This is a genomic window from Aerococcus tenax, from assembly GCF_003286645.3.
In the GTDB taxonomy this organism is placed as follows: domain Bacteria; phylum Bacillota; class Bacilli; order Lactobacillales; family Aerococcaceae; genus Aerococcus; species Aerococcus tenax.
Genome location: NZ_CP127382.2, coordinates 1,737,896 through 1,756,919 on the forward strand (window position 1 = coordinate 1,737,896; position 19,024 = coordinate 1,756,919).

The 19,024-nt window shown below is 45.5% G+C and carries 20 protein-coding genes; 5 read left to right on the forward strand and 15 right to left on the reverse strand.

Going from position 1 to position 19,024, the window contains the following annotated elements; all coding sequences use genetic code 11:
- Positions 1 to 9: 9 nt before the first annotated feature.
- From DBT50_RS08155 to yaaA, 8 genes are all read right to left on the reverse strand, one after another.
- Entirely contained in the window at positions 10 to 816 is an 807-nt protein-coding gene (locus DBT50_RS08155) for a Cof-type HAD-IIB family hydrolase (RefSeq protein WP_111852064.1), read from the reverse strand.
- A 22-nt stretch (positions 817 to 838) separates the two neighbouring features.
- Positions 839 to 2,182 carry an alpha-amylase family glycosyl hydrolase gene (locus DBT50_RS08160; RefSeq protein ID WP_111852063.1) on the reverse strand — a complete coding sequence of 448 codons (1,344 nt, stop codon included), beginning with the start codon at positions 2,180 to 2,182 and terminating at the stop codon, positions 839 to 841.
- Positions 2,183 to 2,285: 103 nt separating this feature from the next.
- On the reverse strand, positions 2,286 to 3,200 hold the full coding sequence (locus DBT50_RS08165) for an FAD:protein FMN transferase (RefSeq protein WP_181566093.1): 915 nt from the start codon (positions 3,198 to 3,200) through the stop codon (positions 2,286 to 2,288).
- A 21-nt stretch (positions 3,201 to 3,221) separates the two neighbouring features.
- A complete protein-coding gene (locus DBT50_RS08170) occupies positions 3,222 to 4,055 on the reverse strand; it encodes a hypothetical protein (protein WP_111852061.1) in 834 nt (277 codons plus the stop codon).
- Between the two features lie 15 nt (positions 4,056 to 4,070).
- Positions 4,071 to 4,436: a DUF488 domain-containing protein gene (locus DBT50_RS08175; protein ID WP_111852060.1), complete on the reverse strand. Its 366-nt coding sequence runs from the start codon at positions 4,434 to 4,436 to the stop codon at positions 4,071 to 4,073.
- A gap of 118 nt (positions 4,437 to 4,554) precedes the next feature.
- The gene (gene gltX, locus DBT50_RS08180; RefSeq protein WP_111852132.1) at positions 4,555 to 6,036 is read right to left on the reverse strand and encodes a glutamate--tRNA ligase; all 1,482 of its coding nucleotides are present in this window, start codon (positions 6,034 to 6,036) and stop codon (positions 4,555 to 4,557) included.
- Between the two features lie 161 nt (positions 6,037 to 6,197).
- The gene (locus tag DBT50_RS08185) at positions 6,198 to 6,692 is read right to left on the reverse strand and encodes a PTS sugar transporter subunit IIA (RefSeq protein WP_111852059.1); all 495 of its coding nucleotides are present in this window, start codon (positions 6,690 to 6,692) and stop codon (positions 6,198 to 6,200) included.
- A 118-nt stretch (positions 6,693 to 6,810) separates the two neighbouring features.
- Complete coding sequence (yaaA, locus tag DBT50_RS08190) at positions 6,811 to 7,533, reverse strand: peroxide stress protein YaaA (RefSeq protein WP_111852058.1); 723 nt, start codon at positions 7,531 to 7,533, stop codon at positions 6,811 to 6,813.
- A gap of 174 nt (positions 7,534 to 7,707) precedes the next feature.
- Between yaaA and DBT50_RS08195 the strand changes: the two genes are divergently transcribed.
- The 5 genes from DBT50_RS08195 (at position 7,708) to DBT50_RS08215 (ending at position 11,466) form a co-directional block, all read left to right on the forward strand.
- A complete protein-coding gene (locus tag DBT50_RS08195) occupies positions 7,708 to 8,397 on the forward strand; it encodes a glycerol acyltransferase (RefSeq protein ID WP_111852057.1) in 690 nt (229 codons plus the stop codon).
- Positions 8,398 to 8,591: 194 nt separating this feature from the next.
- Complete coding sequence (locus DBT50_RS08200) at positions 8,592 to 9,017, forward strand: lipocalin-like domain-containing protein (RefSeq protein ID WP_111852056.1); 426 nt, start codon at positions 8,592 to 8,594, stop codon at positions 9,015 to 9,017.
- A 109-nt stretch (positions 9,018 to 9,126) separates the two neighbouring features.
- On the forward strand, positions 9,127 to 9,885 hold the full coding sequence (locus DBT50_RS08205) for an SDR family NAD(P)-dependent oxidoreductase (protein ID WP_070558698.1): 759 nt from the start codon (positions 9,127 to 9,129) through the stop codon (positions 9,883 to 9,885).
- 177 nt (positions 9,886 to 10,062) lie between these two features.
- The gene (locus DBT50_RS08210) at positions 10,063 to 11,217 is read left to right on the forward strand and encodes an MFS transporter (RefSeq protein ID WP_111853285.1); all 1,155 of its coding nucleotides are present in this window, start codon (positions 10,063 to 10,065) and stop codon (positions 11,215 to 11,217) included.
- Between the two features lie 147 nt (positions 11,218 to 11,364).
- Positions 11,365 to 11,466 carry a type I toxin-antitoxin system Fst family toxin gene (locus DBT50_RS08215; RefSeq protein WP_111852054.1) on the forward strand — a complete coding sequence of 34 codons (102 nt, stop codon included), beginning with the start codon at positions 11,365 to 11,367 and terminating at the stop codon, positions 11,464 to 11,466.
- 187 nt (positions 11,467 to 11,653) lie between these two features.
- On the opposite strand, the gene DBT50_RS08220 is transcribed toward DBT50_RS08215, so the two are convergent.
- From DBT50_RS08220 to DBT50_RS08250, 7 genes are all read right to left on the reverse strand, one after another.
- On the reverse strand, positions 11,654 to 11,821 hold the full coding sequence (locus DBT50_RS08220) for a hypothetical protein (RefSeq protein ID WP_181566092.1): 168 nt from the start codon (positions 11,819 to 11,821) through the stop codon (positions 11,654 to 11,656).
- 281 nt (positions 11,822 to 12,102) lie between these two features.
- Positions 12,103 to 13,821, reverse strand: coding sequence for an Mbeg1-like protein (locus DBT50_RS08225; RefSeq protein WP_111852052.1), 1,719 nt, complete (start codon positions 13,819 to 13,821; stop codon positions 12,103 to 12,105).
- A gap of 792 nt (positions 13,822 to 14,613) precedes the next feature.
- Entirely contained in the window at positions 14,614 to 15,801 is a 1,188-nt protein-coding gene (locus tag DBT50_RS08230; RefSeq protein WP_111852051.1) for a class I SAM-dependent rRNA methyltransferase, read from the reverse strand.
- Positions 15,802 to 15,804: 3 nt separating this feature from the next.
- A complete protein-coding gene (locus DBT50_RS08235) occupies positions 15,805 to 16,443 on the reverse strand; it encodes a VanZ family protein (RefSeq protein WP_111822256.1) in 639 nt (212 codons plus the stop codon).
- A complete protein-coding gene (locus DBT50_RS08240; protein ID WP_258454689.1) occupies positions 16,440 to 16,571 on the reverse strand; it encodes a hypothetical protein in 132 nt (43 codons plus the stop codon). The genes DBT50_RS08235 and DBT50_RS08240 overlap by 4 nt, the downstream gene beginning before the upstream one ends.
- Positions 16,572 to 16,630: 59 nt before the next feature.
- Positions 16,631 to 18,142 (reverse strand): sensor histidine kinase, encoded by a 1,512-nt coding sequence (locus tag DBT50_RS08245; RefSeq protein WP_111852050.1) that lies wholly within the window; start codon positions 18,140 to 18,142, stop codon positions 16,631 to 16,633.
- A gap of 2 nt (positions 18,143 to 18,144) precedes the next feature.
- A complete protein-coding gene (locus tag DBT50_RS08250; protein WP_111852049.1) occupies positions 18,145 to 18,861 on the reverse strand; it encodes a response regulator transcription factor in 717 nt (238 codons plus the stop codon).
- Positions 18,862 to 19,024: the final 163 nt, after the last annotated feature.

Consider the following 19,024-nt stretch of genomic DNA (forward strand, 5'->3'; position numbering starts at 1 on the left):
ATTCGCTAGCTAGTTTTTTGTAATAAACTGGTCGACCACATGGCTGATCCCCTCTTCATCATTAGTATGGGTCACAAAGTCAGCCACCGCCTTAACGCTGGCCACCGCATTGCCCATGGCAACACCCAAGCCAGCCCATTCAATCATGGTCAGGTCATTTTCCTGGTCCCCAAAGGCCATGGTTTGCTCTTGATCCACCCCAATTTCTTGGCTCAAATGAGCTAGTCCGGCCCCCTTATTGGCATCAACCGGGTTAAATTCTAAGAAATAAGGCGCAGACTTCACAATATTCCAGCGGTTAAACCAGTCTTCTGGCAGGTCTTGGCGAACCGTTTCTAAGTAGGCCGGATCTCCGGTCACCATCAGTTTATTGACCTTGGTTTCGTTTTCAACGAAGTTCTCAATTTTAATGGGCATCCCGGTTAACTGGGCTTCATGAGCCATGTATTGATGGTTGGGTTCCTTGAGGCCGAGGACATTGTGGTCGTCGTAGGTATTGATATCCACATCATAATCGGCTAGAAAGTCACAAATTTCCCCAACTTCAGCAGGGGGAAGAATAGCTTCAAAGATCACCTGGTTATCTGACCAAGTGTCCACAATCCGTCCGCCATTGAAGCTGGATAAATAGCGAACCAAGTCCTTACCGACCAGGTCTTGGATCAGCTCCACCCCAGGCAGGGGCCGGCCGGAAGAAATTACGATTTCAATGCCAGACTCCTTCATGGTCTTTAGGGCCTGGTGGGTGGCCTCACTCAAGCTGGAGTCACTCTTTAACAGGGTGCCATCAACGTCAAAAGCAGCTAATCGATACATTGCTTTAAATTCCTTTCATTTTCTAATGAGTTAAGAAGTCATTGGCTTGGCTATTGACCTGAACCTCCATATCACCTTCGTAGGAAATAATGACAGGGTCTTGGCCCAAGTACAAGCGGCCATCAGTCACCGTATAGGTGTCATCGTTCAACAAGTTGGTATAGTCGCCTGAAGGCAGGGAGAGCTCCACTTCACAAGGCGTTTGGTCATCAGTCTTCAATTTAAAAATGCCAAACAAGTGTTGCTTGTAATAATGGTAGCCACAAATAATGATATTGGGCTTGACGCCCCGATAGAAGAAATAGCCGCTCTTGCAGGCTTCGCGCTTCTTAATCAAAGAGAGGCGTTGGATCATCTCAGTCATGTCTTCTTGGGGTGTCCAGTCCATACCTTCCGCCTTGTCCCAGGGAATGGAATCCTCTAGTCCGTATTCTTGCCCCATAATCAAATGGGCCATCCCCTTCTTAAAGAGAGAAAAGGCGGTCCAATTCCGCAAATCAGCCTTGGTCTTGACATGCGAAGCGACCCGGGGGTGGTTAGCAAACTCCAGGGCCCGGTTTTTCACGGCGGTAAAGGGCAGCTGGATCTCGCTTAAATTCAGGACATAGATCAGATTGTCCAAATCTAAAATTCCGTGGTAGAAACGCAGGTAAAATTCCGCTAAATTGCCCTCGTCCAGGACATCAAAGTTACTATAAAGCTCCCCTTCAGTCGAATAGTGGACATTATTCATCCGCAAACGAAACATGGTATTGTCAGTCAGGAGGTTGCCCATCCAGTAGAAATAAGGATGGACGTCCTCCACTTCAGCCCGGGCACTATTCCAAAACTCGGTGCGGATCAATTGGGCATCGCGAATGGAAAAACCATCCACATAGAGGGCCCACTCCTTCAAGGTGGCAATCAATTCATCCCATAGTTTGGGGTTAGAAAAGTCGAGGTCAACCCCCTTTTCATAACCTGGAAAGCGGGTATAAACCTGGCCTTCCTTATTGCGCAAGAAGTAGGTTGGTCGGTCTTGAATGACCTCTGAATCCTTGGCCAATTGGGTCATGGGAAACTCAATCACCAGCTGGATGCCCGCCTGGTGGACGGCATGAACCAAGTCCTTGAAATCCTCCATGGTCCCATAGGCTGGGTCCACATCCATAAAATTCTTGACAAAGTTCGGATTGCCAACCTCCCCTTCCGGATGCTGGTCGGTCACGGGAAAAATCGACGCCAATATTAAAATATCCACGCCCAAGGCCTTGAGGCGGGCTAAGTCAGGGATGACTGCTTGAAAAGTCCCCGCTTCACTATAATTTCGGATAAAAATTTTATAAGCTAACTTATGCCTTAAGGTCAAATTGGTTACCTTAGCCATCGGTCCATGTCACGCTCCTTTTTTGAAAGTGCCTACACCTTTCCTCAGTCGCTTTTATCATATCACATCAGGGCCTAAAAAAGCGCTTAATTTCTCTCTACCACTAGGCTAAGGCCCGGCTGACCAATATTTTACCAGCCTGGGTCACAACTAAGCCCTCAATCCCTTTTAAGTCATCAATGGCAGCCACTGCTTCTTCTGAACTCAAAGCAAAGAGTGCCGTGGTCCAAATCTCACAAAAAACTGATTGGGGCGCGATAATGGTTAAAGAAGCCAGGTCGGTTTCAATGGGGTAACCCGTCTTAGAGTCCAGGATATGGTGGTAGGACCGGCCTTCTTGCTTAAATGAGCGTTCATAGATTCCTGAAGTGACCACGGACTGGTTTTTGACCGGGACCGTGGCCATAATTTCACCCCGGATGGCGTCTGGACGTTGGATACCGATCCGCCAAAAGCCGTCCTCACGGTTAGGAGCATCTCCCATGACTAGGACATTGCCGCCCAGGTTAATCAAACCATAGTCAGCCCCAGCCTGGCGCCAGTCAGCCACAATCTGGTCAGCAAAATAGCCCTTGGCAATAGCACCCAGGTCAATCTCCATGCCTTCCTTTTCTAAATAAACCTTATGGGTGGTCGGATCAAGCTGGACCTTATGGGGATCAATCAAATCCAGACCTTCGTCGATTTCTTCTTGGCTAGGCACCCGGGCATCGGAAAAGCCGATATGCCAGAGCTTAACCAAGGGGCCAATGGCTAAGTTAAAGCGGCCTTCTGTTGAGACCGAGACTTTCTTAGCCAGTTGGATCAGGTCAAAGAGGTCCTCATCCACCGCAACAGCCGCCTTCCCCGCTGCCTGGTTGACCTGCATCAACATGGAATCATCACGGTTAGCGGAAAAGCGGTACTCATAATCGCGTAACTTAGCCTCGCTCTTTTCCAAGAGGGCCTCTGCCTCCGGGTGGCCAACTTTCATTTCAATCACAGTTCCCATTAATTCAACTAATTTTACGGCTTCCATGGCCTTCCCCTTTCTCATTCATTAAATTTCACCCGACACGGTCGGCTTTTGCTTGACGCCGGCTAATTCATCGATTTGCCAGTGGAGGACAATCCAGGTGGCCAAGAAGACCGCCATAATATCCACTCCCGCCCGGCTCACTACATCAACCAGGGCAATCTCATAGCGTAAGGCAAAGAAGGCATGGTAGGCCAAAACGGCCGGCGCAAAAAAGCCCCAGGTAAACTGGTAGTTTTTGCCTTTCTTATCTTGGCGCCTGAGATAACGTTGCAAGACGCAAAAGACGCCACCCATGGTCAGTCCCAACATGGCTGACCAGACTAGAGAAATGGTTAGGTTGTCATCGCCTAAGCTATAAATATCCAAGCCCCGATAGGCAAAGAAACGAAAAATCACCATAGACAAGGTATAAACCAAGAGGGCCCGGTTATAGATAAAGGGCTTGCGTTGGTAGTGTTGGCGTTTGGTGGCCAATAATTTCTCAATCAGAGCCCCTTGGACCATGAAGACCAGAACCGCCTTGAGCGAATTTAAGAAATAATCAACCGGCAGGCGGTGGGGCAAGGGTTCACACAGGTAAAGGATAAAGACGACCAGTTCACAGGCCAGGTAGACCCAGGTTTTATAACGCTTGGTCCCTGGCAGGCGGAGGTCGATCAGTTCATAACCCGCCGTCATCAAGGTAAAAACCAGCCAGCCCACTAGAAAAGCCAGGATCGGATAATTTCCCGATTCCAATAAGGGCGAAGGCGGGAGGATCCCTTGAAAGGAGGGGTTGGGTAAAAACAGGTCAAATACCAGCTGTAAAGCAGACATCACTATACCAATTAAGGCTATTCTAAGCCATCGCTTCATCGGCTTCACTTCCTTCTAATAGACCCGCATGGCTAGCAGGTGCTCACGTAAGACAACAGCATTATTTTCACTTTCATTTTTGGAACTATAGATTAAGCTTATCTTATGGTCAGCCGCCTTGCGACATAAACGCTGGCAAGCCTCATGGGCAACTTGATTTTGGTTGAGTTCTTGCTTATAGGCTGACTTAAAGCGGTCAAAGTGGTTAGGGTTTTGGTGGAAGGTCTTACGCAAGTCGTCACTTGGCGCCACATCCTTCTCCCATTCATCCACATGGGCGTCTTCCTTCTTAACCCCACGCGGCCACAAACGGTCTACTAAAATCCGCTCCCCATCGTTAGGATCATAATCAGCATAAGCCCGCTTAATTGCAATCTCCATCAAACACACGCTCATTTCTAAACTTATCAATATTATAAATATAGTATAACAAAAGCAGCTAAACAAAATAAAAACTTAGCTACCCAATCAGGCAGCTAAGTTTCTTTGCTAGGTTTTCTTATTCAGCTTTTCCCATCTTACTTAAGGCTTCTTCGAGATGGTGTTTGGTCTTTTCCTTACCCATGACTTCAATCGTTAAGCCGATGGACGGACCGTGTTCCTTACCGGAAGTCGCGACACGCAGTGGCATGTAGAGGTTTTTACCCTTGATGCCGGTGTCTTTTTGAACTTGTTTAATGGCCGCCATGATGTGTTCTTCATCGAAAGGTTCGATAGCGTCCAATTTATTGTTAAAGTCATTGACCACTTCATAGGCGGTGTCCGCTGACAAGATTTCCTTACCGCGTTCGTCCACTTCTAAGGAATCGTGGAAGAACATGTCGGACAAGTCGACAATTTGTTTGGCGTAGGACATTTCATCCTTATATAAGGAGACTAATTTCTTGGTCCAAGCCAATTCTTCCTCACTGGGGTCGTCTGATACCCGGCCAGCCGCTTGCAGGTGAGGAATGGCAAGACGGGCAACGGTTTCTTCGTCAGCAGTCTTCATGTAGCGGTTGTTGATCCATTCCAATTTCTTATTATCAAAGGCAGCCGGTGACTTGCTTAAGCGGTTAGGGTCAAAGATTTCAATGAATTCTTCCTTGGAGAAGATTTCTTCTTCCCCTTTTGGTGACCAACCCAATAAGGCGATAAAGTTAAAGATCGCTTCGGGTAGGTAACCAAGATCACGGTATTGTTCAATAAATTGAATAATAGAGCCGTCACGCTTGGATAATTTCTTCCCGGTTTCAGCACTGGTAATCAAGGACATGTGACCGAATACTGGTGCTTCCCAGCCTAAAGCTTGGTAAATCATGATTTGTTTAGGGGTGTTAGACAAGTGGTCATCCCCACGTAAAACATGGGTAATTTCCATCAAGTGGTCGTCAACCACCACAGCGAAGTTATAGGTTGGGGACTTATCTTTCTTCCAGATAATAAAGTCGCCACCAATATCTTCAGAGTGGATGCTGACCTCTCCCTTAACCATGTCATCAAAGGTATAGGTTTCCCCTTCTGGAATCCGGAAACGGACGGTTTCAGGACGGCCTGCTTCCCGGGCAGCTTGGATGTCTTCTTCTGAACGGTCACGCCAGGTGCCTTCATAGTGGGGCATGATCCCCGCTGCTTTTTGGGCTTGGCGGGCAGCTTCTAATTCTTCCTCGGTATCAAAGGCATAGTAAGCATCCCCTTGTTCGATCAATTGGTCAATATATTTTTGGTAGATATCGTAACGTTCTGATTGGCGGTAAGGACCGTATTGACCTGGATTTTCTGGGCTTTCGTCCCAATCCAAACCTAACCATTTCAAGTTGTCAATTTGGCTCTTCTCACCATCAGCCACATTCCGTTTTTTATCGGTGTCTTCAATACGGATAATGAAGTCGCCACCTTCGTGACGGGCGAATAAGTAGTTAAACAAAGCGGTACGCGCATTCCCAATGTGTAAGTAGCCTGTTGGACTTGGCGCATAGCGCACTCTGATCTTATCGGACATAAATTTAGCCATCTCCTCTTGTCTGTAAAGATTTCAATCGTTTCTATTCTACCATAAGTTGACCCCGCATTAAAATGAATGGGCCAAAATGCAGGTAAAAATTGTCTTTCAGGCTCATTCAAGCTGGCTAAAGTGATTCATCAAGCCATTTAAGCGTCACTTTAGCCCTTTAAGGTCACTTGGGCGACCTTATCCCCTACTTTAACAGTCTTAGGATCGGCCACTTCCAGGCTTTCAACTTGGTCTGCTTGGGTGAGGACCACCACACAGGTAGTTTCTGCGCCGGCTTGGCGAACAGCGTCTAAGTCCATTTGGGTCAAGACTTGGCCGGCTTTGACTTGGTCACCCGCAGCTACTTGAGACGTAAAAGGTTTACCATCCAAGTCAACGGTGTTAAAACCTAAGTGGAGGAGGATCTCCAGGCCTTCATCACTTTCAATGCCAATGGCATGTTGGGTAGGGAAAACGGTTGTCACCGTTCCATTGACTGGGGCATAAACGGTGCCCTCATCGGGTTCAATGGCAAAACCATCGCCCATCATCTTTTGACTAAATACGGGGTCAGAGACTGACTCTAAGGCCACTAATTGTCCATTAGCAATCGCTTCAAGTTCTACTGAGGTGTTTTTTGCTTTTTTCTTTAAGAATCCAAACATTTTTTCTGCTCCTTTTTTTGGCTAGTCAACCAGCATTTCATTTTAGGGATAGTTTACCATGAACATGTGGGAATAACAGGTCTTTTCGTGGGAATTTCCAAGGCTTGGAGATTAACCCTCAGTCAAGCTCTTGGACAAAGGTCAAGTGCTTGTCATCCGACCCCTCAGCCAAGTAGCGGTAGCCCGCCTCAGAAAAGGCTTGGACCTGACTCAGATCAGTAACTTGCTGGTTAACTAGGTAATTCAAGAGAGCACCCCGGCCCTTCTTGGCAATCGTGGAGTGCTGTTTGATTTTGCCGTCTTTGATTTGGTAAAAACCCACATCGATCCAGTCATAGCGGTCTGCATCCAGCAAGCTAGAAAATTCCTGGCTGGCTAGGTTAAGAATCCTTTCACCCGATGCAAAGGCCTGGTCAAAAGCCCCCTGCCAGAATTTTCTGAGGGACTGTCCCTCCACTTTCAACGGCATGGACAGGTCCAGGCGGTAGGGCTTAATGGGCTGGGTGGCAGGGATAGGCCCGTAGAAAGCGGACAAAATCCGCACATGCTGGTCAAGGTAGGCTTGGATCGCTGGGTTTTGTAAATCCAAGTCCAGCTGCCGGTAGGCCAAGCCATGGTAGAGGCTAATGGCCAGGTAAGTCTTAGCTTGGTCAAAATCTTCTATATAAGCTAAGTTAGTCTCTAACAACTTGTCCTTCACCTTTAAAGTTTTCGCCACTTCTTCTGGGCTCAGGGACTTCAAGGCCTGGACCACTGCTTGACTTTGAGGGCTAAGTTGCCAGTCTTCCTGGCGCGGCTGACCTTGGGACATTTCCTTGGCCGGGGAAAAAATAATCTTCATAAATAATCTCCTTTATATCGGGTCTACTGCTTGTATTTTACCATAGGAGTAATCTTGCTCTTTGGTGCGCTTATCGCACCCTGAGTTTTATAGTTTATAAAAATAACTTTTATTGGACAAAAAAGTCGAATTATATTATGGTTTTTTTATCAGTTTTTAGGGGAGTAGAGGAAAATGGAAAAAGAATTTGGTCCAGTTTTGCGCTTTTTGAGAGGAATTGTTCGCTTATTTATACCCACATACCAGCTCGACCAAGACACGATACCCGACTTGAGCCAGCCGACCGTCTTTGTCTCCCACCATGAGAACCTCAGAGGCCCGCTTAAAATTATTATCTGGACCACTATTTTTATGCGAATCTGGGTCCTGGCCAAGTTGACCGACCCTAAGGCCTGCTACCACCTTTTTGTGGGCTATACCTTTACCCAACGTTTCCATCTTCCTAAAGCTATCGCCAAGATCTTGGCTTTTCCAGCGGCCTGGATCGTGGCATTCTTCCTCAAGCAAGCTCGGGTCATTCCTGTTTATCGGGGAAGTCGTCAGCTTAAGAAGACCTTCACTACTAGCCTCCAAGCCCTAGAAGAGCGCGTCCCCGTCACTATCTTCCCTGATGTGGACTATCAAAGTAAGGACCAACCTGTGGGAAAAATCTACGAAGGCTTCCTCCATTTGGAGAAACTCTACTACCGCAAATACCACCGCCATATCCAATTTGTCCCCCTCTACGCTAATCGAAAGACCCATAAGATCTATTGCGGACAGGCAGTCACCTTCCAAGGTCCAAAAGAAAACTTCCGCCAAGAACGTGACCAGGTTGCCCAAAAACTCCAAGACCAACTCAACCAACTCCTTGATAAAGACTAAAACAATCTGAAGAAGTTAACCCTGACCGCCACTCTCCTAGTTAAAGTGGCAGTCAGGGCTTTTTTATTCTCTGTTATTTTTTACATCGATAAGTCCGCAAGTTGAATTTCCAGCTTTTTCTGACTATTACCCTTATAATAAAAATATCAGGTGGTCAAAATCTGGCCACCAAGAATAAAAGAGGAGGAAGAACTATGTCAATGCGTGATCAATTAATTGGTACCTGGCGTTTACTTTCATACGAAACCGAAAAAGACGGCGAAAAGGTTTATCCTTTCGGTAAAGACGCTAAGGGCTTTATTATGTACAACCCTGACGGCTACATGTCCGCTCAATTATCCAAAGTCGGCCGGACTCCATACGAATCAGGCGATATCCACACAGGGACTACCGAAGAAATGGCAGAAGCCGCCCACGGCTATATGGCCTATTCCGGTCGTTTTGAAGTCGACGAAGAAAAAGGGGAAGTCACCCACCACATGGACGTCTCCATGAACCCGACTTGGGAAGGCCAAGCCCAACCACGTGTTGGCCAAATTGACGGCAAGATCCTATCGATCTATAACGGCCTCCACCCAGAAGACCAACTCAAATGGGAACGAGTAGAACCATACGAATAAGAAGGATGTGAGGAAGAATCAGGGAGGGAGATTCCCTACCCAAGTACAACAATCACATCTTTTATTGTAGAAATAATTTTTAACAAATATTCATAAGGAGGACTTATTTATGGCAAATACCAATCGCGTTGTTGTTGTCACTGGTGGCGGGTCAGGAATTGGCCTAGCTATCGCTAAAAGCTTTGCAGAGAACGGTGACAAAGTCGCTATTCTCGGTCGGACCAAGGAAAAATTAGACAAGGCTGCTGAAGGGCACGAAAATCTCTACGGCTTCCCTTGTGACATCCAAGTTGAAGACGAAGTTAAAGCAACCACCGAAGCTATCGCCAAAGAACTCGGTGATATTGATGTCTTAGTCAACAATGCCGGCTTACAAAGAATTCATTCCGTGGAAGACTTTCCACTTTCTGACTGGGACCAAGTGATCGGTACCATCTTAACCGGGACCTTCCTCATGACCAAGTACTCCCTCCCCTACATGACTAAAAATGAATGGGGCCGGGTCATTACCATTTCCTCCGGTCATGGTCGTCGTCCAGATAAATACAAGTCAGCTTATGTAGCGGCTAAACATGGTCAAATCGGTTTCACTAATACCGTAGCTATGGAATATGCCCAAGCTGGCGTTACCGCTAACTCTATCCTACCAGGCGCTACCAATACTGATTTAATCCAAAATCAATTAGGTGACCTGGCTGAAAAAGATGGCACTTCCAAACAAGAAGCCCTAGAAACCCATATCTTAGGCGCTCAATGGATGAAAGAACTCATTGAACCCGAAGAAATTGGTGCTCTCGCTGTCTTCTTAGCTTCTGACGGTGCCGCTAAGATTACCGGCGAAGCAATCGGTATTACCGGTGGGGAATAGATATTTTCCTTTCTAAGTGAGTTAACTAACTTAGAAGATTAGAATGATATTCATTACTGAAATAAGCTCTACTCAAGCACTTCAATCATTTGAAATCGCTTAGTAGAGCTTATTTTTCACTTTACTTATATATTAATATGATGTAACATAAAAAAACTTTATGTTAGGAATAGTATTATGAACAATAAAATAAACTTAAATTTGTATGGACTACTTTCAAACGCCTTTTTTGAATCATCTATTTGGATGATATATTTGTCTCAAAATGGATGGAACATGCTAGAAATAGGCTTCGTTCAAGCCATGTTAAATATAAGCCAAGTTCTGACTGAGGTCCCTTCTGGTTATATAGGTGACAAAATCGGCCATAAAAAAGTCCTAAATATTGCTCAAATTTTTATCATATTATATTCCTTAAGCTATTTATTTGTTCATACCAAATTTATCGTTTATCTAGGCTTTATATTATATGGCTTTGGACTATCTCTAAAATCTGGAACTGACCAGGCTTTAATTTATAATGATATTGGAGAAGGAGATAGCAAAAAATATACCAGTTTAATTGGACAATATAATGCTTTTATAATTATTGGGATGTCCATCAGCACCCTGTTTGGTGGTATGATCGCAAATGTCAATTGGAGTCTAGTATTTATTATTACAATAGTTATCCAACTAGTATCACTTATCTTTTTGAATACTTTACCTTCTCACCATTCAATCTCTAATCAACCAAGCGAAAAAACGAATCTAATTGCTGAAATAAAAGTATTTTTATTAGAAAACAAAAACTATCGCCACTTGATTTATAGTATTGTCTTATCTCAATCAATTATTTCAATCATGTATCAATACGGCTCCGTTTTCTTCTCTAGCTATGGCATTTCTGTTTCTCATATTTCAATAATATTTTTTATTATTTACCTAATCACCGCAACAATTTCTTTTCATATAGAAAATATTTTAAAGAAAATCAATATCAGAAATTTGATCATAAGTACTTTAACCCTATCAATCATTTTATCTCTGATTATTAATATAGATATGAAATGGATTTCGGCCTTATCTTTTATAATCGTTTTGATCTTATTCGAAATTTTTGATACTTCTGAAAACATCATTTTAAACGATACGATTCCAAACAATATTAGAGCCACTATGCTTTCAGTTCCAAATCTACTCACTGCGCTATTAATGTCCATAGAATCAGTGGCTATAGGAATTTTAGCCAAACATATAAATATAGGCAGCTTAATTTCAATGTGTTTAGCATTATTTTTAGCAGCCTCTTTATTGATTTTTATTATCTCTTCAAAGAGATCTAAAAATTAGAAAGATTATAGAGGGTTTATAATATAAACGGCCTACTTTTTAAGTGAAGTAAGTTTTTTATTTTTTCAAATGATTATCCACATAAATTTATGACCATTTATGCTATGCTTTTAACATGGCAACTGCCCTAGAATGGGGGTGTTTATCATGATTAAGGAAATCTGTACTCTCATCGTTGCCCCACTTTTAGTGGGAATAGTTATTGAACTATTCAAACGATACCTTGATCGGATGGACAACGATGATTAGTTGCCACAAGGACACACGCTCAGAGCCGCATGAGTGAAAAAAGAGCCAGGAAGTCGCACCTTCCTGGCTCTTGTGTTTACCATGGCGGATATCTGTACTCTTCCGCACCCATATTATAACATGAATCCATGTTTTTGTCAGTTCAATAGCTGAGACCTGTAGGGAGTAACTTATCCATAAAATCTAGCTATTTCTTCATATAAGCTTTAACGCCAAAATAAACCAGGGCAAAGACAAAGTAGGTAATTGTGGCTCCATAGTTATAGAAATTAATGTCTAAAAATAGGTTGAGTAGCAAGGTAATTAGGAACACGCCTCCCATAACGGTGAGTGTTTCATTAAGTGCTTTATTCAAAAAAATCCTTCTTTCTGACAATTTAATCACTTTCGGATATAGGAAGTTTCTAATCTAGAGCACCTTACATTTTCAACTTAACAATAATCGAAATAGCATACAAATAATAAGCTCATATTTATTTAAAAAAACAATTTAACTAAAAGATTATTAATCCAGATAGCCAAAAAATAGCCACCCCACTGCCATGGGATGGCTATCATGCTTTTCAAGACGGAAATTTTCACCCTTCCGCACTTTTATCATGCCATAAATCCGCTAATTTTCAAAAGTAAAAGTCTCTATTTCTCTGCTTCCCAGTGGTCGATGAAGTCATAGAGTTCACTTTCCCTTTGGTAGATGATTAAGGACACCACCATGACTAAACCTAGCAAGATGAAGCCCAGAGCTAAAAGAATAGGGAGATAGGCAGACAGATGGGGCTGGCGGATAAGTACAATTCCCATCACAAAAGTCACTAAGGACAGGAGGAGGCCGCTCAGGGGAATATCCCAGTGATCACGATGGATTCGGTAAAATTGCCAAGCGCGGATTAGAGATAAACCAATCATCCACACACCCACCTGAACAGGAAGGAAACGGCCGCCAAAATAGATGCCAGCTCCTGAGAGGACAAAGGCTAAAATAGCTGCCAATAAGTAAGTTCCCCGTAAGCGCGACCCAGGCTGGGTCCAAAAGTAGCGCAGGTCCCAGAGTCCTGAAATAAAGATGACTAAGAGGAAAAATCCCGCTAGAAAGCTTAAGTCATAACTGGGCTTAACCAAAAGAACCAGCCCCGAGAAAATTAAGGCGCCCCCAACCAAGACGCTCACCCAGGGTTGGTCTTGGTGCCAGTGACTAACTTGTTGAAGGACTTCATTCTTGATGGATTGGGGATAGTAAGAGTCCTCACTGGTCTGACGTCTACGCTTCAAGGCCCGCCCAATCAAGACCAAGTCATTCAAGGTTGACATCAAAAAACGCTGGGTCGAACGATCTAGAGACTTGCCTTCCCGATACAAATTACCAATGAAGCCGGAGAAATCCTGGTCAACATCCTTGAAACTATCGATACCGGTTTGGTTTAAAAGTTCAAAGACTAGGAAGAAGAAACGCTCAATATTTTCTTGCCCCTGCCACTGCATCCAGACATTCATGGTGGCTTGGGCCAGCTGGCTGGTAGGGGTGGTGCTTTGAACCAGCTTAAAGTGGGTCTCTTCCACCTCCCACATCTCCATCAGGTGTTGCATGAGAGAAATTCCCGAACTTCTCACCACCACAGGCTTAACCGCCGCATAGAGAATGATCCCAATTAGGGAATCCTCGGGCACATATTCATGGATCCGCCCTTGAATTCGGTGAAAGTTTTCTTGGGCTAGAGTTTCACGGTGAATACCGGGCGAATCAAAGGCATACACCGCATTCAGACGGTCTTGGTAGGCTTTATCCTGTTGGATAGAAGCAACAACAGCCAAGTTGCCACCTTTGGAATGGCCGGAAACGATGATGGTTTCCTCAGGGTCCGTCGTATAATCAAGCACTTGACGCAGATAGTCAGTGGCTGACTTTTGTGAGGGCATGGCCTTTTGGTAGGCCAGTTTGAAATTCTCCCGCCAACCAACTAAGTGGTCGTCGGTCCCCCGAAAGGCAATGATTTTAAAGTGATGTGGCACTTCCACCACCAAGGCCGCAAACTGAAGCACCGCCTCCCGGTTCAACTGGGAATTAAAGCCATAGAGACGGATGTCTTGAAAACGTTGGCCATCCACCATGGCTTCCAAAAGTTCATAGCGGCCGCCCATGATCCACTGCCACAAACCTTGAAAGGAATAGTCTTGGTCCTTTAAGGCCTGGTAGAGGGTGGGTAAATCCCAATAGTCCTCCCCACTCAAATCATCCGGCAAAAGCCCAGCGATAGGCAGATTACTCAACTCCGTTAAAGCCGCAATATCCACTTCATTAAGCGCCAAATCAGAAAAGGACTGGTCCATATTAGCCTTGAGATAATCAACAATCCGCATCACTACCCTCCTCACAATTTATACTTAACCCTATTATAGATAAACCTGCTCAGGAAGCCAAAAATTAAAAAAGTGCGACAAGCGCATTAGAGGGCAGGACCATTTTTTTGAAATGGACGTTTGCTCTGCGCTTAGAGCAAATTTCAATTAGATAATGCGCATAATAATAAAGTATTCTTTTTTATATGATCAAGTATTTATCAAAAATATTATTCATCGGTATGAGCAGTAGTGGCGCTTTGAAATTAGTCGTTAGCCATGAACAAGCAAGCATCAGGGTGTGAGGGCTGGCAACTAGCTTTCGTTCACTGGAGCAAGTCACCAGAGCAGTCTGCAAGACTGCAGCGGGGACTTGTGAAGTGACACGAAAGTGGCCAGGACGAACCCGACTGGATGTGAAATATCGGATCGTAGGCATAAGCCGTACGAACCGTTTGAAGCTCGCTAGGCGAGAGACCTTGCGCTCGAGCCGGTGCTGCTTTAGCCGTTGGAACTTTAGTGACTTACGGATAAAGTACAAAACGGCTTTAGCCGTTATTGACCCTTTATATTCAACGACTAAATTCAAAAGCAGAACGAATGCTCATTAAAATTACTTAGTAAAGAAAAAAACAACCCACTGTCTGAGTGGGTTGTAAAGGAAAAAAACAAAAATGAAAGGATGATGCAATCTCTCGATTGCTTCGCATCTATTGTAACACGATCTTCTAACATATGTAAGGGCTTACATATACTTTTTTGAAATTTTCCCATAACTATTTACTTATTTATAGCTTTCCTCAAACTACCAGTCTATTTCTGCTTTTGATAGACCTTAACCTTTAGATAATCGCTCTCAGGACTAAGAGGCGGTACCGGAAAATCATCAGGCAGGTGGAAGCTTTCTACTAATTTAATCTGATGCCCACCAGCCTTGGCTCCCTGGTTAATATCCGCTTGAAAGGCTTTGGGCGAATAGTTGGCCGCATTGGTGGAACAGATCAGATACCCACCCGGGCTGAGGATTTCCAAGGCATCGTGGACCAGTTGGGGGTATTGTTCCGTCACTTTGAAGATTTGCTTACCATTACGAGCAAAACTGGGCGGGTCCATTACGATCACATCATAAGTCAGGTCATGGCGCTTAGCGTAGGCAAAATAGTCAAAGGTATCCATAACATAAACCTTATGACTATCTCCTAAGTCAATCCCGTTGGCGGCAAACTGTTCGGCAGTCAGTTCCCTGGTCCGGTTGGCCAGGTCCACTGAAGTGGTTGACAAGGCCCCACCCATGGCCGCCGCCAGGGAAAAGGCCCCGGTATAGGAAAAAGTATTGAGGACCTTTTTTCCTAGGGCTAGTCTTGACATCAGGTAATCACGGACCAGTCTTTGGTCCAGGAAGATCCCCGTCATCCAGCCATCTGCCAGCCGGGTCACATAAGAGATCCCGTTCTCCTTAATCATAACTGGTTGGTCCGTTGTTTGGCCCCAGAGCCGTTCATTTTTATGAGGGACAGCTTGGCTTTTAAAGCGGTTTTTCCCTTCCATGGCGATGGCTTCAGGGTAAACCGCTTTTAGGGCTTCAATAATGGCTTCCCTGTTCTGATAAATCCCTAGGGAATACCATTGCAGGAGCAGGTAGCCGGCGTAGTAGTCCACCGTCAAGCCTCCTAAGCCATCGCCCTCGCCGTTAAAGACCCGAAAGGCGGTGGTCAAGTCATCATAAAAGAGCCCCTGGCGTTTGTCCTTGGCTACTTGGAAGACTTCTTGGAAGAAGTCTTGGCCCCACTTGGTCTGGCGGTCATAGCTATAGATCCAACCAATGCCTTTATTTTGCCGGGCCAGGTAGGCTAAGGCAAGAAAGTCACCGGCTGGGTCTTGGACTTGGACTAAGTCGCCCTCTTCAAAGTGAGGTGACTTGACGAAGTCCTGTTCTTTTAATAATAAGCGTCCCGCGCGAGCCGCTTGACTGGCGCGTTTCTTCAGAGTGAGTGTTCGCATACTTTACCTGCTTTCATGTTTCATTAAGAAGAAATGTTTAAAGTCATAGGCAAAATGGCCGATCACCACGCCCATACTGTTAAAAATCACGTCATCGATATGGCCAAGTCCCGTCCCTAAAAAGAGCTGGCCGCATTCAATCATAAAGGAAAAGCCCATCCCCATAAAGAGAACCCGGAAGAAACTCCGTTGTCCCTGGAAGAAATAAGCCAGCAACCAGCCAAAGGGAATAAACCAGAGGACATTGCCAAAAAAGTTATACCAATAGGAAAAACTGGAGTCCCCATAGGCCAGTTTGATGGTATCCACCAAGGGCAGCCAGTGGAAGTCCCGCAAAGTTACTCCAGGAACTAAGGACAAACGCCACCACTGCCAGTCGTAGCGTAAGACCGTGAGGTGGAGGAGGAGGACCAAGTAGACAAAGAGGGCTAAGATATGACCGTACTTGGACCAATCGACCTGCCACTGGGCTTGGCGGCGCTTTTTCACATGGGCGATTAGGGCGGAAATAGCCAGAAAAATTAAAGTATAGAGGATGGTTTTATCCAGAGAAAAAACTAAGAGGCGGATCAGGGGAAAATGATTCACCCGGTCCGCCAGTAAATAAGCGAGTAAGTGATAGAGGGGGCCGAGAAAAATCATCGAGAAATCCGCTCCCCACTAATCCAGGTATTTTGCTTGACCGGCAGGTTTTTATGGCGGTCAAGGAAATAGCTTATCTTTATCAGTATCGCTTTTGGCATCCTAGCTGGGTAGGAATAGGTAGACATGAGGAAGGTCTCCTTCTGGTTAATTTTTTGAACGCCCCTGGCTCGTCCTGCTTGAGGGTCTAGCTGGGATCAGTCGGGTCAGAGGTGTCGTCACTAGTTTGCGAGTCACTGGTCGTTGACTCTTGCTTTTCATTTTTAGCCTTGACTTGGCTTTCAGGAGGAAAACGCAGGGTAAACTGAGTGCCCTTATCAATTTCACTAGTTACCCGAATATCGGCCTGGTGAACTTTCATGAGTTGCTTAACAATAGACAGTCCCAACCCCGATTCGCCATAAGCTGAGGCCTTACGCGACTGGTCGACCTTATAGAAACGTTCCCAAATGTTGGCTAATTCGCTCTCGGTCATCCCGATCCCGGTGTCGCGAACACGAATAGTGGTCCACTGGTCTTCACCGACGTCAGCATCAATGGTGATGGTGCCGGATTCAGTAAACTGGATGGCATTGTGGACCAGGTTAAAGATAATTTGCCGGAAGCGGTCCATGTCCGCATACACGGTCAAGTCGTCCGGGCAATGCAAGACAATCCGATCATCTTTCTTATCAGTCAGTTCCTTAGCCTGGATCACCAGTTCTTCGAGAACCGATTTAACGGGAAAAGTTACCCGGTTGAGGACAATTTCATGGGCCCGGATTTTCTCATAGTCCAAGTTATCGTTAACTAAACGGATCAAACGCTGAGTTTCCTTATGAAGGAGCTCCAGACTCCTCTCTTCCTTATCCTTGGGGAAGATATGGTAGCGCAAGCCCTCCAAGAGGCCGTTCATGGTGGTGAGCGGGGTCCGCAGTTCGTGGGCGATATCCATAATCAATTGGTGGCGCATCTGTTCTTGGCGCTCGATCTCGACTTCCGATTCGGCTAGGGAGGCCGTCATGTCGTTGAAGTCATCAGCCAAGTCATCTAACTCATCGCGGTGGGCGGAAGGGATTTGCAGATAATGGCCTTGAGTCACCGAGCGCGTGGCCTGACGCAAGCGGTTGATCCGCGAAGTTTGGTAGCGGGCCATCATAATGGCTAGGATCACCGCGGCTACCACCGAAATCGCCACCCCTTGGAAGATATTAGCCTTTAACTTATTAATGGTTTGGCGAATCCCACCCGCGGCCTGGCCAATCACCAAGTAACCCGAGTAGTCGCCCGAATCGCCGTCTTCTAAGGGGACGGCAATGGCATAGGCATCGGGACTATCCCCCGTAAAGCCCAGGTCAAAGTCGAATAAACCTAAACGGCCCTTCTCTTTCATAGATACAATGTCATCTTGGGGCAAGCCCGCTTCAGCATAGTCGCCATTGTCCTTGTCAGTGAGGGACTGGGGATAGATGCGTTGGTTATCCGCGTTATACCAGAAAATCTTAATCTGAAAGGAATCTTCAAACCAATTCTGGGCCTCTTCTAGCATCCCACGAGACACTTGCCGGCCTTGGATTTCGGAATAGACGGTCTCTAAGTCATCAAAGACCTGTTGATAGATCTGACTCTCCGTGTAACGAAAAAAGGTAAAGGAAAGTCCGCAAACCGTCACCAAAACCAGAATCGCAAAGGACACTAATTGTTGGTATAGGTAACGCAAGTTTACTTCTCCCCACTTTCATCGTACTTATAGCCCACACCCCAGACGGTTCGAATGGCTTGGGGGCCATTCTTTTCCATCTTTTGGCGAAGCTTTTTGATGTGGGCATCCACCGTCCGCTCATCCCCGTAGAAGGGGTCTTCCCACAAACTGGTCAAGAGGTGGTCGCGGGTGAAGACCTGCTTAGGGTGGGAAGCTAAGAGGGCCAGGATATCAAATTCCTTGGGCGTCAAATTCGCAATGGCTTGGCCGTGGAAGGAAGCCTCCCGGGTATTGGTGTCAATGGTTAAGTACTTGGTCTTAATCAGGCTCTTCTCTTCTTGGTCTTGGCTTTCCCGGTTGTCATTAGCATCCCGCCGTCTCAGTAGCGCGTGCATTTTAGCTACCAAGGTCAAAGGACTAAAGGGTTTGGTGATATAGTCATCTGCCCCTAATCCCAATCCCAAGACTTGGTCACTTTCACTATCACGTGCTGTCAGCATAATAATAATTACATCTTGGTTGCTTTTACGGATATCTTGGCAGATACTAATGCCGTCCTTTGAAGGCAGGTTGAGGTCTAAAATCACGATGTCAATCTCATCTTCATGGGCCTTGAAGTAGTCGTAACCTTCCTGGCCATCATAGGAAAAATGACTCTCCCAACCCTCCTCTTGGTCAAGGAACATGGATAGCATTTCTGCCACACTAGTATTATCTTCAATCATCAAAATTTTCACGCCACGGCCCTCCTTTTTCTCCTGCACCTGTTAATAAGGCGTCGATAATGGTCACTGCCTCATCAGCAGGACCTATTCCTTACCTATTATAAGCAATTTTAGGAAAAATTTGTCAAAGAATGCAAAAGATAAATAATTCTTAAAGGAGAAAATGACCTTCCCT

What these genes read in the sequence shown, in the direction of transcription:
- DBT50_RS08175 (WP_111852060.1), bottom strand. Translation starts at nt 4,436, where the DNA reads ATGGAGATTGCAATTAAGCGGGCTTATGCTGATTATGATCCTAACGAT.
- DBT50_RS08235 (WP_111822256.1), bottom strand. Translation starts at nt 16,443, where the DNA reads ATGATTTTTCTCGGCCCCCTCTATCACTTACTCGCTTATTTACTGGCG.
- DBT50_RS08210 (WP_111853285.1), top strand. Translation starts at nt 10,063, where the DNA reads ATGAACAATAAAATAAACTTAAATTTGTATGGACTACTTTCAAACGCC.
- yaaA (WP_111852058.1), bottom strand. Translation starts at nt 7,533, where the DNA reads ATGAAGATTATTTTTTCCCCGGCCAAGGAAATGTCCCAAGGTCAGCCG.
- DBT50_RS08160 (WP_111852063.1), bottom strand. Translation starts at nt 2,182, where the DNA reads ATGGCTAAGGTAACCAATTTGACCTTAAGGCATAAGTTAGCTTATAAA.
- DBT50_RS08185 (WP_111852059.1), bottom strand. Translation starts at nt 6,692, where the DNA reads ATGTTTGGATTCTTAAAGAAAAAAGCAAAAAACACCTCAGTAGAACTT.
- DBT50_RS08200 (WP_111852056.1), top strand. Translation starts at nt 8,592, where the DNA reads ATGTCAATGCGTGATCAATTAATTGGTACCTGGCGTTTACTTTCATAC.
- DBT50_RS08230 (WP_111852051.1), bottom strand. Translation starts at nt 15,801, where the DNA reads ATGCGAACACTCACTCTGAAGAAACGCGCCAGTCAAGCGGCTCGCGCG.
- DBT50_RS08165 (WP_181566093.1), bottom strand. Translation starts at nt 3,200, where the DNA reads ATGGAAGCCGTAAAATTAGTTGAATTAATGGGAACTGTGATTGAAATG.
- DBT50_RS08225 (WP_111852052.1), bottom strand. Translation starts at nt 13,821, where the DNA reads ATGCGGATTGTTGATTATCTCAAGGCTAATATGGACCAGTCCTTTTCT.
- gltX (WP_111852132.1), bottom strand. Translation starts at nt 6,036, where the DNA reads ATGTCCGATAAGATCAGAGTGCGCTATGCGCCAAGTCCAACAGGCTAC.
- DBT50_RS08155 (WP_111852064.1), bottom strand. Translation starts at nt 816, where the DNA reads ATGTATCGATTAGCTGCTTTTGACGTTGATGGCACCCTGTTAAAGAGT.
- DBT50_RS08170 (WP_111852061.1), bottom strand. Translation starts at nt 4,055, where the DNA reads ATGAAGCGATGGCTTAGAATAGCCTTAATTGGTATAGTGATGTCTGCT.
- DBT50_RS08195 (WP_111852057.1), top strand. Translation starts at nt 7,708, where the DNA reads ATGGAAAAAGAATTTGGTCCAGTTTTGCGCTTTTTGAGAGGAATTGTT.
- DBT50_RS08215 (WP_111852054.1), top strand. Translation starts at nt 11,365, where the DNA reads ATGATTAAGGAAATCTGTACTCTCATCGTTGCCCCACTTTTAGTGGGA.
- DBT50_RS08240 (WP_258454689.1), bottom strand. Translation starts at nt 16,571, where the DNA reads ATGTCTACCTATTCCTACCCAGCTAGGATGCCAAAAGCGATACTGATA.
- DBT50_RS08205 (WP_070558698.1), top strand. Translation starts at nt 9,127, where the DNA reads ATGGCAAATACCAATCGCGTTGTTGTTGTCACTGGTGGCGGGTCAGGA.